The organism is Bacteroides acidifaciens (assembly GCF_024623065.1).
Lineage (GTDB): Bacteria > Bacteroidota > Bacteroidia > Bacteroidales > Bacteroidaceae > Bacteroides > Bacteroides acidifaciens.
In genome coordinates this window covers 15,371-28,351 of sequence record NZ_JANJZR010000059.1, presented here as the reverse complement: position 1 = coordinate 28,351, position 12,981 = coordinate 15,371, and the positions used below count along the sequence as shown (strand labels likewise).

At 45.4% G+C, this 12,981-nt stretch carries 10 protein-coding genes and 1 tRNA gene; 3 read left to right on the top strand and 8 right to left on the bottom strand.

Going from position 1 to position 12,981, the window contains the following annotated elements; genetic code table 11:
* Nucleotides 1-176: 176 nt before the first annotated feature.
* From NSB03_RS14970 to folD, 3 genes are all read right to left on the bottom strand, one after another.
* Nucleotides 177-250 (bottom strand) — tRNA-His (locus NSB03_RS14970).
* Nucleotides 251-315: 65 nt separating this feature from the next.
* A complete protein-coding gene (locus NSB03_RS14965) occupies nt 316-1,470 on the bottom strand; it encodes a CapA family protein (protein ID WP_257466479.1) in 1,155 nt (384 codons plus the stop codon).
* Nucleotides 1,467-2,348, bottom strand: a complete 882-nt coding sequence (gene folD / locus NSB03_RS14960; RefSeq protein ID WP_024988850.1) for a bifunctional methylenetetrahydrofolate dehydrogenase/methenyltetrahydrofolate cyclohydrolase FolD — start codon at nt 2,346-2,348, stop codon at nt 1,467-1,469. Before folD ends, NSB03_RS14965 begins: the two co-directional genes overlap by 4 nt.
* Nucleotides 2,349-2,430: 82 nt before the next feature.
* Between folD and NSB03_RS14955 the strand changes: the two genes are divergently transcribed.
* Nucleotides 2,431-2,793, top strand: coding sequence for a tetratricopeptide repeat protein (locus tag NSB03_RS14955; protein WP_024988851.1), 363 nt, complete (start codon nt 2,431-2,433; stop codon nt 2,791-2,793).
* A gap of 30 nt (nt 2,794-2,823) precedes the next feature.
* On the top strand, nt 2,824-3,042 hold the full coding sequence (locus NSB03_RS14950; RefSeq protein ID WP_128824540.1) for a hypothetical protein: 219 nt from the start codon (nt 2,824-2,826) through the stop codon (nt 3,040-3,042).
* Nucleotides 3,043-3,666: 624 nt separating this feature from the next.
* Here NSB03_RS14950 and ffh read toward each other — a convergent pair.
* The 4 genes from ffh to rho all read right to left on the bottom strand — a co-directional run bounded on the left by ffh (nt 3,667) and on the right by rho (nt 10,553).
* Nucleotides 3,667-4,989: a signal recognition particle protein gene (ffh, locus tag NSB03_RS14945; RefSeq protein WP_024988059.1), complete on the bottom strand. Its 1,323-nt coding sequence runs from the start codon at nt 4,987-4,989 to the stop codon at nt 3,667-3,669.
* A gap of 58 nt (nt 4,990-5,047) precedes the next feature.
* Nucleotides 5,048-6,370: an MATE family efflux transporter gene (locus NSB03_RS14940; protein WP_121767525.1), complete on the bottom strand. Its 1,323-nt coding sequence runs from the start codon at nt 6,368-6,370 to the stop codon at nt 5,048-5,050.
* A 294-nt stretch (nt 6,371-6,664) separates the two neighbouring features.
* Complete coding sequence (locus NSB03_RS14935) at nt 6,665-8,131, bottom strand: sulfatase family protein (RefSeq protein WP_217938549.1); 1,467 nt, start codon at nt 8,129-8,131, stop codon at nt 6,665-6,667.
* 196 nt (nt 8,132-8,327) lie between these two features.
* Nucleotides 8,328-10,553, bottom strand: a complete 2,226-nt coding sequence (gene rho / locus NSB03_RS14930) for a transcription termination factor Rho (RefSeq protein ID WP_135039298.1) — start codon at nt 10,551-10,553, stop codon at nt 8,328-8,330.
* A gap of 233 nt (nt 10,554-10,786) precedes the next feature.
* Here rho and NSB03_RS14925 point away from each other — a divergent pair, with 233 nt between their 5' ends.
* The gene (locus tag NSB03_RS14925; RefSeq protein ID WP_024988062.1) at nt 10,787-11,623 is read left to right on the top strand and encodes a 4Fe-4S binding protein; all 837 of its coding nucleotides are present in this window, start codon (nt 10,787-10,789) and stop codon (nt 11,621-11,623) included.
* Here the strand turns inward: NSB03_RS14925 and tilS are convergent.
* A complete protein-coding gene (gene tilS / locus NSB03_RS14920) occupies nt 11,608-12,888 on the bottom strand; it encodes a tRNA lysidine(34) synthetase TilS (protein ID WP_024988063.1) in 1,281 nt (426 codons plus the stop codon). The two genes, NSB03_RS14925 and tilS, sit on opposite strands and share 16 nt — an antisense overlap.
* Between the last annotated feature and the right edge of the window lie 93 nt (nt 12,889-12,981).

The window sequence follows — 12,981 nt, the reverse complement described above, 5'->3', positions numbered from 1 at the left end:
AGTTATAGATATACCGTTTTTCTTGTATAGACTAACTAAAATTTATGCATAACCCCACTAGAATTTACGGGTGACCCTAGAAAAAGCAATATTTAGCATGATTTCAGTCTCTAAATACCTACTACCCATAAAAAGAAAACCCTCATAAGTACTTAACTTACAAGGGTTTCTTCAGGGGTGGCAGATGGGACTCGAACCCACGACATTCAGAACCACAATCTGACGCTCTAACCAACTGAACTACAGCCACCATGTCTGCGTTTCTCTAACGCGGTGCAAAGATAGATATTATCTTTTAATCTCCAAAAAAATCCACTACTTTTTTTTGTAAAAAGTATATTCTTTTATTCCCTGATTGTGCTTACTGAAAAAGGTTCGCGCGTCATTCGTGAAGATTTTCAGAGAGTTACGTGCTTGTAAAGGAATTGAATCAGCCGATAGGTTGATGGGGAGTAATTGATGATTTTTTTTCCCCGATTGCATCGGGCGGGCTGTCCATACCAAACTGTATTCGCAATTATTGAGACGTGTGGTACTATCTTTTACTAATTCCATCCTTACCATAAGTCCGCCATCCGTGCGACGAGCAGACATATTGGAGATAAAATTCCCTAGTGAATAAACGATGAGATGCTTGTCGTTTGTCAGGCTGTCCGTGCGGACTTCGATGGGTTGTACGACGTGCGGATGCGAACCGATTACGTGGTCGACACCTTTTCGGAGCAGCCAATCGGCGAGGAACTTCTGCTCTTTGTCCGGCAAGGATTGATATTCTATCCCCCAATGCATGCAGGCGATGATTGCGTCCGGTTTTAGGGCTTTGCCGGTTTCTATATCTTTTGCGATAATCGTCGTGTCGATATAGTTCACGATATTGGGCAGGGTGACGGGGATTCCGTTTGTGCCATACGTGTAATTGAGCAGGGCGATACGGAATCCGTTTTTCTCTAATAGGAGAGGGTATTCTTTTTCGCGTGCTTCGGAGTTGATATACGTTCCAGCATGAGGAATCTTCAATGTGTCGATTAGTTGGATGGTACGTTCCAATCCGGGGCTGCCGCGGTCGAGGCTGTGGTTGTTGGCAGTCACGAGGACATTGAATCCGGCATTATGGATGGCAGTCAGAAACTCGTCTGGTGCACTGAAAGCCGGATACCCTTTATAAGGTTTTCCGCCTAACGTGACTTCCAGGTTGGCGATGGCAAGGTCGGCTCTATTTATCTCTTCCTTGACATATTCAAAACAAGTGGAATAATCATAGCCTTTTGCAGTCCGTGCGGCATTGATTTGTCCTTGATGTTGCATTAAGTCTCCTACGAAAAGGAGTCGGAGCGTATCGGCAGGTAGAATACTGTCAATGGCGGAAAGACTGTCCGCTAAGGTCGTATCGATAGAATCTCTCCTTGCCTGCGACCGTGAGGTGCATGACAGGGAGAGAAGCATGATTATCAGAAACAGTGTGTGCCTCATTGATAAATGGCCTTCTTACCGGCTAGGAGTGTGTTTTTCATTAACGATACAATCGTCATCGGCCCGACACCGCCCGGCACGGGAGTGATGAATGAACACTTCGGAGCTACTTCATCAAACTTCACGTCGCCGGTCAGTTTGAATCCGGATTTCTTTGTAGCGTCCGGCACGCGGGTAGTACCTACGTCGATAACTACTGCGCCTTCTTTTACCATTTCGGCTTTCACGAAGTTGGGCTGTCCCAAAGCGGCGATAATAATATCAGCTTCCTGGCATTCTTTTATCAGATCTTTGCTGCGGCTGTGGCATACGGTTACGGTGGCGTCACCCGGATAAGCCTTTTGCATCATCAGTGCAGCCATCGGTTTGCCAACGATGTTGCTGCGTCCGAGCACGACACATTTCTTGCCCGAAGTTTCTATTTCGTAGCGTTTCAGCAGTTCGAGGATACCGTTGGGAGTAGCAGACACATAGCAGGGAAGCCCGATGGACATGCGGCCTACGTTTATCGGGTGGAAGCCGTCTACGTCTTTACGGTAATCAATGGTTTCAATTACTTTCTGTTCGGAGATATGTTTTGGTAACGGGAGTTGCACGATGAAGCCGTCCACATCGCTGTCTTCGTTAAGTTCGCGTACTTTGGCTAGCAGTTCTTCCTCGGTCACGTCACTTTCGTAACGGATGAGTGAGGATTTGAATCCGCAAACTTCGCAGGCTTTTACTTTGGCGGCTACATACGTTTCGCTGCCACCGTCATGTCCCACAAGGATTGCTGCTAAATGAGGGCGTTTGCCGCCACGAGCCACAATTTCGGCCACTTCGGCTGCAATCTCTTGTTTCACTTGTTCGGAAATGGCTTTGCCATCTATCAGAGTCATATTTTCAAAGTATTTATTGGTGATGGGCAAAAGTAAAATAAATAACTGAACTGTCCAAAAAGATTGGAGTATAAAAAAGAAGATGCCTCTGCGGCATCTTCTTTTTGTATGGAGAGCATATAATTATCTCAAAGCAGCTTCTAACATCTCGGCGATATTGAAATTGGCGGACTGCTATAAGCGGGGGATAGGCTGCAAGGCTGATTATTCAAAAGCGATGGAGGAATACCTGCATATGGCAGAACGTACCGGTCGTTACTGGGAAAGATACGTTGACAGTATCGGGACAGCATTATATGAAATTGGCAATATGTATATGAATGGTTTAGGAGTAGGTATTGATTTGAAGAAAGCTCATCATTATTTCAAACTTGCTGTGAAGAAAGGCAATCTTGATGCTGAAAACGCGCTCAACAATAAGAAGTTCAGAGATTTTAAAATATGAAACTGCGAACATTGTGTTTCGAGGGCGATTATGTTCTTGAAAAAAGAGAGAAGGAGAAATCCGACCAAATGGTTGAAAAAGGTGGTGAACGGCAAACATCTGTCGGGTATGGACTTGGCGGAAGCGTTATGTCTGTTGGGTAGCTGCTATCAGTATGGTTGGGGTGTGGAATATGACATGACATCGGTCACTATGCAATGGGATAACTACAAGAGAATGGTTTGGAAATCTATAAAGATACCAAAATAATAAGAGCCTGTTTAAATTTTCCTGAGATTATGTTAGAGGCTTTACCGACCAGTTTTTATTCGTCACATAGTCTCCGTCATGCTCCTCACAACAACAGAAAATATACTCGAAAGCAACTCTCAAAACTGTGTTGGGCAAAACTCGGAGCAGGCTCTTAATAACCCACTTTTCATTCATTAATAGAAAAGTTCTCTTTCATTAATTGTAAACTTCTTATTATCAGCATGTAAACTTATTTTTCGTTAACCGTAATCTATAAACGCAAGCTTCGTTTATAAAAACAAAGGCTTTGATTATAAAAACAAAGCTTGCAATTATATAATCAAAGCTTGCGTTTATAGTTTGTATCGAATGAAAAGAAAGTTTCCTTCCTGTCCGAAGGAACTTTATACTTAATGGGCGGGAAGTTTTCTATTAATAGCCAAGAGCGCAACTGTTAATATCCCTTCCGCCAACTACATACGGACGCGACAAGAAGAGCCGGGTAAAGTTAAAATATCAGCTATAAGATTATGACTGAAGAGAATTTAAACAGGCTCTAAGAGAAAAGCAATACCCTCTTACAAAAAAAGAGGAAGCCGTGGCTCCCTCTTTCTATTCGGAATTTAGAAATGATTCTTTCTTTTATCTCTTCATTTTCGGCATCATCTTGCCCATTTTGCTGCCAGTTACCATTTTCATCATTTTACGGGTCTGGTCAAATTGTTTCAGCAAGCGGTTTACTTCCTGAATCGTTGTTCCGCTACCTTTGGCGATGCGTGTGCGGCGTGAGCCGTTCAGAATCTCCGGGTTGGAACGTTCTGCTGGGGTCATTGAGTAGATAATGGCTTCGATGCTCTTGAAAGCGTTGTCGTCAATCTCAATGTCCTTGATTGCTTTGCCTACTCCTGGAATCATGGAAGCAAGATCTTTCAGATTACCCATCTTCTTGATTTGGGCAATCTGGCTGAGGAAGTCGTTGAAGTCGAACTGGTTCTTGGCAATCTTTTTCTGCAAGCGTTTGGCTTCTTCTTCGTCATATTGCTCCTGTGCACGTTCTACCAGTGAAACGATGTCACCCATGCCGAGAATACGGTCTGCCATACGGGCAGGGTGAAACTGGTCGATTGCTTCCAGCTTTTCTCCAGTACCTACGAACTTGATTGGCTTGTTGACTACCGAACGGATAGAAAGAGCCGCACCACCACGGGTGTCACCGTCGAGTTTGGTAAGTACCACACCGTTGAAGTCCAAGCGTTCGTTAAATTCCCTGGCTGTGTTTACAGCATCCTGACCAGTCATGGAGTCTACTACGAACAGGATTTCGTTCGGGTTGATGGCTTCTTTGATAGCAGCGATTTCGTTCATCATCTGTTCGTCTACTGCCAGACGTCCGGCGGTATCGACGATGACGAGGTCATATCCTTTGGATTTTGCTTCCTGGATGGCGTGTTGTGCGATTTCAACCGGATTCTTGCTATCTAGTTCGCAGTACATCGGTACTTCGATTTGTTCTGCCAATACGCGCAACTGTTCGATAGCTGCCGGACGGTAAACGTCACAAGCCACCAGTAATGGTTTACGGTTCTTCTTGGTTTTCAGCATCCGTGCCAACTTACCGGAGAAGGTGGTCTTACCCGAACCTTGCAAACCTGACATCAGGATAACTGCCGGACGGGCGTTGATATTGATTTCGGCTGTCTCTCCACCCATCAACTGCGTAAGCTCGTCATGTACGATCTTCACCATCAACTGGCTTGGCTTCACAGCCGTAAGCACGTTCTGGCCAAGAGCTTTTTCTTTCACCGTATCCGTGAAATTCTTTGCTACCTTGTAGTTTACGTCGGCGTCAAGAAGTGCCTTGCGTACGTCTTTCAGCGTCTCCGCTACGTTGATTTCGGTGATTTTGCCTTCACCTTTCAGAATCTTGAATGACCGTTCCAGTCTTTCACTTAAATTATCGAACATAGTTATTTAATTACTAATTAATTATTTGAGCCTGCAAATGTACAAAAATCTCTCGGATTTATATCTTTTTATTCTGCCATTTTGCTTTTTTGAGATAAATATAGCTTGTTATCAATAGCAAGGTATAGTACACTATCTCAATTGTAAAGCAGATTTCGATCGGTGCTTTCAGCCACATTCCGATGAATATGATGTATGAACCGTAGATGAAGATTGTTATTGTTTCGAGCAATAGGGCGGCCTGCGTATTTCCCGTGCCGGAAATGCCGTTGAACGCAACATTGGCTACCGACGCGATGAGCATGGCGATGCAAATCACGTGGACTGATGGGACGGACTCTGTGATAAGCGCGGCTTCGCTGGTATAGACAGACAGAAGAAACTGTGGAAATAGTGCTGTGACCGCTACGAGCCCCAGCATAATGAAGAACGAGAATCTTGCAATTTTGTTGATGAGCGGCATTACATGCTTGATGCCGCCGGCACCGATGGCGTTGCTGACAAGGCTGTTTGTGGTGGTCGCCAGTGAGTTGACGGGAATCAACAATACAACGTAGATACTCCGGACGATGTTGGCGATGGCAAGCTCCCGCTGTCCCAGCCGTTCTACGGCTACGAAGAAGATGAACCAGGTGCCCATCGACAGGAAGTATTGGAGCATGGTGAAACAGGAGATGCTGAGAATCCGCATCAATAACGCAGGATCGAACGAACGCAGGCGGTTCAATCCGTATTTTTTTAAGTCGATAGTGACGTATGTGTAGATAAGGAAAAAGAGAATCGAAGAGACTTCTGCCAGTACGGATGCAATGGCGGCTCCCTTGATGCCCATTTCCGGCAGTCCGAATTTACCGAAAATTAATGCGTAGTCCAGCACGACATTGGTCAATGCCATGACTACTGCGTTGATGGTAAGCACTTTGGTACGTGTGATACCGATATATAATGCCCGAAACATGACATTGACGAAAGAGAAGAAAAATCCGTAGATGCGCCAGTCGAGAAACTCCATCGTCCCTTCGTAGATGGACTCTGAAGATACAAGCAGCCGCATGATGTTTCCGCCGAACGCTTTGGTAAAGCCGAACAGTATCAGTGCCATGCTAAACAGGAACATGACGCCTTGGATCATGACCGGACCTACATCCGTATAGCGTCCCTCGCCATTGCGTCTGGCGATGACTATCTGAGAGCCGGTACTGAATCCGAATGCTATGGTGAATACACATATATAGAATAACCCGCCCATGGCAGATGCTCCGAGGGCTACCTCACTCACGTGTCCGAGGAATGCCGTGTCGGTGACGTTGATGACATTTTGTGCCAGCAAGCTCAGTAGTATCGGGTAACTGACACTCCAAATCTGTTTGTTGGTATACATAATTAAGTGTTTAAGTTTACACTTTGCAAAGATAGTGCTTTATTTCGATTCGGGGGTAACGGGGTAGATGAAAACAATTTCCCAGCCGCACTGTGTCTTCCTGTCTTTTCGTACTTTATATCTGCCATATAGCACGCTTCTTTACATAGAACGATGATGTCATTGTCCTGTATCTGGAATTGTTGTCGATGGATTCTGTGTTTACTCGCTTGATATTTAGCTGTTTGTTAGATGATATGCAAAAGCAATAAAAAGAGCGAAGATTACAAAGAAACCTTCGCTCTTTTTACTGTTTTATTTTTTGTTGAGAATTTCACGTGCTCCGGGACCTTCGTGATTTGGATAGCCCGGGGTGTGATTTCTGCACCGTGGGTCGGCATCAACTTTCAGGCTGCGGTAGTCGTCTTTTGTCCGGGTGATGTAGTCGTCGAGCATTGTACGGTGTTCTGCAAGAACTTTTGTGTATTTAGGGTCTTTGGCTAGATTCTTGCGTTCTCCCGGGTCTTTCTTCATGTCGTACAGTTCTTCTCCGTTCCCTTCAAGGTAGTGGGTGTATTTGTATCTTGGTCCACGTACCATACGTCCGGGAGTCGTCACGTATTCATATTCGCTATGCCATTCGGAGACGACATACGGGTGGGTTTTCTTCTGTTTCTCTCCTTTTAGGGTGGGGGCAAGGCTGATTCCCGCTTTTTCCGCCGGAATGGAAATTCCTGCCAGGTCGCAAAGGGTGGGTAGAAGGTCGAGTGTGGGCTGTGTGAGCAGATGGTCTACCGGTTTTTTTTGTTGTTTGATGCCGGGGCCTGCAAATATGAACGGAACGTTTGTCATTTCGTCGTAGAAGCTGATATGCTTGGTCACCATGCGGTGTGAAGCCATTCCGTCGCCGTGGTCGGCTAGGATGACTATGATGGTGTTCTTTCCGGCTGGTGTGGAATAGAGTGCTTTCAGTACGCTGTCCACTTGTTTGGATACCATCTTCGTATAGTGCTGGAAGGCTGCGATGTAGTGGCGGTAGTTCTCCTCGCTCCAGTGGGAAGCCTGTGTCATGCGGCGGTGGCTGCAACAAATATACTGTACGGGAGTAGGGATGTTGTTCCAGTCTTCGACATCGAAGTTGGCAGGCAGTTCGGGAAGAGTGCCGCTGACATGGCGGTCTGTGTGTACGCCTTCGTTCGCTCCTACGAATCCGCAGATATTGTGAGGGTTTTGAAAGTCGGCGATGCAAATGAAAGGTTCCTGTGGCGGGTTGCTCAGATAGGCTACTGCGTCTTCACAGGTTCCCACATCAAGGAAACTGTCGTTGTTGACGGGAAATTCGGGGTCGGTAAATGGTTTTGCTACCGGTTCCTTATGCTTGAATCCTCTTAGCGAACCCATGTCGTGAGTCTTTCCGAAGTGCACGGCTTCGTAACCGTTTTCGGAGAAAAGGCTTCCTAGTGTCGGTATGCTTTCCGGTATGTGTGTGTTGACGGGTTCGCTGGAATTGGAACGTACGTTGGTTTGATGAGGCATCATGCCGCTCCATAAGGCTGCGCGTGAAGGTTGGCTGAGAGGACAGCCTACATAAGCATTGGAGAAGATAACCCCTCTCGAAGCTACTTCGTCCATAGGAAGGGTGCATCCTTGTGTATGCCCGTAAGCGCCTACGACACGTTGCGTCAAATGGTCGCATTGGATAATCAGGAAATTCGGCTTTTCTTGTGCCTGGGCCGCTATGCCGCATAGGGCTAAACCCATGAAAGGATAAATCGTTTTCATTCTTGGTTAGAATTAGGTAATATTGATTTTGCAACAAAAGTAGGAAAAAAGGGGATGTAAAAAAGGGTAGGAGAGCGGTTTTGGACGTAAATGAAAGGATTTTGTACAAAAGTGGAATCCTGAAAAAGAGAATGGTGGCCAACCTGCGGAATAATTGCAGTTTGACCACCATTCGTTATTTATCGTTTTCCGTCGATTAGCTGTTCATGCTCATCAGGAATTCGTCGTTATCTTTGGTTTTCTCCAGACGGTCTTTGACGAAATCCATTGCTTCAATCGGATTCATGTCGGCAAGGTATTTGCGTAATATCCACATGCGGTCGAGCGTTGTCTTGTCAAGCAGCAGGTCGTCGCGGCGAGTGCTGGAGGCAGTGATGTTGACAGCAGGGAAGATACGTTTGTTGGACAGGTTGCGGTCGAGTTGCAGCTCCATGTTACCTGTACCCTTGAATTCTTCGAAGATAACTTCGTCCATCTTGGAACCGGTATCAATTAAGGCAGTAGCGATGATGGTCAGTGAACCGCCGTTTTCGATGTTACGTGCCGCACCGAAGAAACGTTTGGGTTTGTGCAATGCGTTGGCATCGACACCACCGGAAAGCACTTTGCCGGATGCCGGGGAAACTGTATTGTATGCGCGTGCCAGACGGGTGATGGAGTCAAGGAAGATAACTACGTCGTGACCACATTCTACCAGGCGTTTTGCTTTTTCCAATACGATACCTGCGATTTTCACGTGGCGTTCTGCCGGTTCGTCGAAAGTGGAAGCGATGACTTCCGCGTTAACGCTGCGTGCCATGTCGGTTACTTCTTCAGGGCGTTCGTCAATCAGCAGCATAATCATATATACTTCCGGGTGGTTGGCTGCTATCGCATTGGCGATGTCTTTCATCAGGATAGTCTTACCGGTCTTCGGCTGGGCTACGATGAGTGCACGTTGTCCTTTACCAATCGGAGCGAAAAGGTCTACAACACGAGCGGACATGGAGTCTGAATAACCGCCTTTACAAAGCTTGAACTTTTCATCCGGGAAGAGGGGAGTCAAATGTTCGAAAGGAACACGGTCGCGGACGAAAGCTGCGTCACGTCCGTTGATTTTCGATACTTTGACCAACGGGAAATATTTTTCTCCTTCTTTCGGCGGACGGATAACTCCTTCTACTACGTCACCGGTCTTCAAGCCGAATAGCTTGATTTGTGACTGTGATACGTAAATGTCGTCCGGAGAAGAAAGATAGTTGTAATCGGATGAACGGAGGAATCCGTATCCATCCTGCATGATTTCCAAAACGCCTACGCCATTGAGGATATCGTCAAATTCGTATGGCTTTTCACGCTCGATAATTTTGCGCTCCTGTGGTTGCTGTGTCGGGAAGTTTTCACTGGCATTGTTCTGCTGGTTGGAACGTTGCATAGGCAGGCGCTGCTGGTTCTGAGCTTGGTTTTGGTTATTGTTGCGCTGGAAATTATTATTGTTGTTAGCATTATTGTCACGTGGGCGAACAATACGCGGACGTTGCTGCTGGGCTTGTTGCTGCTGTTGGGACGGGTGTTGCTGAGGCTGTTGTTGCTGAGAGTAGGGGGCTTGCTCGGCCGGCATTTGTGCCGGTTCTGCTTTCGTTGCCTCGAATTTACCGAACAACTCAGTCGGAAGCTCTATTTTTTCTGAAGGCAGGTCCTCGATTGGGATAAAATCATCATCGTCGGCATTGGACAAGATATTGCTTTCTTCATCGATAGCGGGTGCAGCTTTCTTTTGTGGTTTTGCTATTGCCTTCTTTTCAGAGGGCTTGTTGGCTTCAACGGCAGACTTATTAGTTTCGGCAGTAGAACTGTTGGTTTCTACCACAGGCTTGTTGGGTTTTTCCTTCTTTTCAGCAGGTTGCGACACCGGAGCTACTTTCTGTGTAGCTTCAGTAGGCTTTTCTGCTGCAACAGGTTTTGCTTCCATAGCCTTGGTCACTACCGGCTTGGCATTCTCTACCTCTTTTTTTTCTGTTGTCTCAGAATTCTTGCGTGGACGACCTACTTTACGCTTCGGAGCAGCGTTCTCGTTTTTGGCATCAATGGCGGGAGTCTCTTTTTCTTTGTTTGTATTTTCCTCTTTGGAAGGTTGTTGCGTCTTTACAGGAGTAGCTTCTTTGGTCTTTGCAACTTCTCCGCCCTTGGCTGCGGAAACTGCCTTGTCTTCTTTCTTGGCAGGAGTTACACGTGGCGAACGCTTTTTCTTGTCTTCTTTGCGTTCTTCTTTGAGCTTATCTGCGGCAACCTTCTTAGTAGCTCCTACGATTGCTTGTTCATCGAGTATCTTATAAACAAGGTCTTCTTTTTTGAATGAGTCTGCTTTTTTAATGCCTAAATCTTTGGCAATAATTTGAAGTTCCGACAGTTCTTTGTCGTTTAATTGGATAATGTTATACATATAGTATGGTAAGTTATTAATATTTTTTTAGCTGAATTACGGACAGCATTACTACAGCTTATAGCTATAGATATGCAAGTATACGTTTGGTTTTTTGTTATGAATTAGGGATGTATGTGTTGAATCGTAGAATGTTTCAACGGGGCAAAGATAATAATTTTTTTTGGTTTCATGAACAATCAAACATTTTTTTCCACGTAAAAGTGTATCTTTGCTATATAAAAGAAAATAGTATGACAGTAAATGAAGCTTATTTAATTTATTTTTCGCCTACACATACATCAAAACAAATAGCGGAGGCGATTGTTCACGGAACGGGCATAAAAAATATTCTTCCCATAAATGTCACTCAACAGGCTGCCGGAGAAATTGTAATTCCTGCGTCTGCATTAGCTATTATTGTGGTTCCCGTGTATGGGGGGCATGTGGCTCCTTTGGCAATGGAGCGTTTGCAGGGGATTCGCGGCTTGGATACGCCCACCGTTTTAGTTGTGGTTTATGGAAACCGTGCTTATGAAAAAGCTTTGATGGAGTTGGATGCTTTTGCCATATCTCATGGAATGAAGGTGATTGCCGGGGCAACTTTTATCGGAGAACACTCGTATAGCACCGATGAACACCCCATTGCCGTCGGGCGTCCTGATGACTCTGATTTGGCTCTGGCTGCGGAGTTCGGGAAAAAAATCCGGAAGAAAATAGAGACAGCCGATGCTATGGATACTCTTTATCCGGTAGATGTGCGTGCTATCAAACGTCCGAGCCAACCTTTCATTCCCTTGTTTCGTTTTTTGAGAAAGGTCATCAAGTTACGCAAAAGTGGTACGCCGCTTCCCCGTGCTCCTTGGGTGGAAAATGAAAGTGTATGTACTCATTGCGGATTATGCGTGGTTCGTTGTCCGGCAGGAGCTATAACCAAAGGTGATGAGTTGCATACGGATGAGTCTAAATGTATCAAATGTTGTGCCTGTGTAAAAGCCTGCACTAAAAAGGCGCGGGTATATGATACGCCTTTTGCGACTTTACTGTCTGATTGCTTTAAGAAGCAGAAACAGCCTCAGACTATCTTGTAAATAACGATACGTTGGGTCGTTTCATCAATACGGAAGCGGTTGTCTGTCCGTTCGCCTATCAGCCACGCAATACGTTCACCACAGCAGAGCACCCACTGGCGCTCTTTTTGTCTGATAGAGAATTTGCGGTCGGTCAGATAATCGCTTATCTTTTTCTTTCCTTTCATTCCGAAGGGAACAAAGGTGTCTCCTGTCTGCCACTTCCGATAAGAGATTTCTCCGTTTAGCTTGTCTGCGTCAAAACAGGCTATTCCCTTTTCTCTCGGAATCGGAAAGTCCGGCGTATATTCTTTTTCTTCTTTGATAATCTGAAAAGGAAGTTCCTCTTTGTTTCCTGATTGGGTGTTTTCTAATAAAAGGAGTTCCCTGTCTTTAATCACTCTCCATTCTTTACTGCTGAATTGTTTTCCCGGTTGTCCGTGAAGCGAATTGGTAATATCTTTGATTTGTGCGGAGTTGAAGCCCAAAGGGTGCAGAATTTCAAATAAAAGAGCTTCGGGTGCCGGCTCTTTTAATAATTCGCGGATTCGGATGCCTTCTGATGTGGTTATTTTTGTTTTGGCTTCCTCTATATATCTATTGTATATGGCAGATATGTCATTCAGATAATTACTGGTTTCTATCAGGCTGTTTTTTACCGATGGATTGATAGTCTGCATGAGAGGAAGAACGTTGAGACGGATTTTATTACGGGTATACTCGTCTACCAGATTGGTGCTGTCTGTCACATAAGCTTGCCCGATGCTTTGCAGGTAATGTAGGATTTCTTCCCGGTTGATACAAAGTAAAGGACGTATGATTGCTCCATTGCGGGGACGGATTCCTAATAGTCCGGTAATTCCTGTTCCGCGAATCAGGTTGAGCAATATCGTCTCTACGCTGTCATCTTGATGGTGGGCAACTGCAATGACATCAGCCTGGCATTTGTTTCTTACTTCTTCGAACCAATTATAACGTAATTCGCGGGCGGCCATTTCGATGGAAATATGATTCTCGGTTGCATATCGGGTCGTGTCAAAATCAACTGTGTGCAGGCGGATTTCGTATTTCTTGCATAATTGGCGGACGAATTGTTCGTCGCGATTCGATTCTTCACCGCGCAAATGGAAATTGCAGTGTGCGGCTTCGCAATGATAACCTGCTGCATGAAGGATGCATAACAATGCCACCGAGTCGGCGCCGCCGCTCAATGCTACCAGAATGTTGCTGTCGGAAGAAAATAAATCTTCTTTTTCTATATATTGTATAATCCGTTGTTGTATCATATGCTGCAAAGATAATAGTTTATTAAAGTATCTCAAGTGAATGAGCGTTGTTTTTAGTTGCAGGCTGGGGGATTAGAATATGAAAGCGCCTGT

Coding starts and splice junctions, on each gene's coding strand:
- NSB03_RS14965 (WP_257466479.1), bottom strand. CDS start 1,470: ATGAGGCACACACTGTTTCTGATAATCATGCTTCTCTCCCTGTCATGC.
- folD (WP_024988850.1), bottom strand. CDS start 2,348: ATGACTCTGATAGATGGCAAAGCCATTTCCGAACAAGTGAAACAAGAG.
- NSB03_RS14955 (WP_024988851.1), top strand. CDS start 2,431: ATGCCTCTGCGGCATCTTCTTTTTGTATGGAGAGCATATAATTATCTC.
- NSB03_RS14950 (WP_128824540.1), top strand. CDS start 2,824: ATGTTCTTGAAAAAAGAGAGAAGGAGAAATCCGACCAAATGGTTGAAA.
- ffh (WP_024988059.1), bottom strand. CDS start 4,989: ATGTTCGATAATTTAAGTGAAAGACTGGAACGGTCATTCAAGATTCTG.
- NSB03_RS14940 (WP_121767525.1), bottom strand. CDS start 6,370: ATGTATACCAACAAACAGATTTGGAGTGTCAGTTACCCGATACTACTG.
- NSB03_RS14935 (WP_217938549.1), bottom strand. CDS start 8,131: ATGAAAACGATTTATCCTTTCATGGGTTTAGCCCTATGCGGCATAGCG.
- rho (WP_135039298.1), bottom strand. CDS start 10,553: ATGTATAACATTATCCAATTAAACGACAAAGAACTGTCGGAACTTCAA.
- NSB03_RS14925 (WP_024988062.1), top strand. CDS start 10,787: ATGACAGTAAATGAAGCTTATTTAATTTATTTTTCGCCTACACATACA.
- tilS (WP_024988063.1), bottom strand. CDS start 12,888: ATGATACAACAACGGATTATACAATATATAGAAAAAGAAGATTTATTT.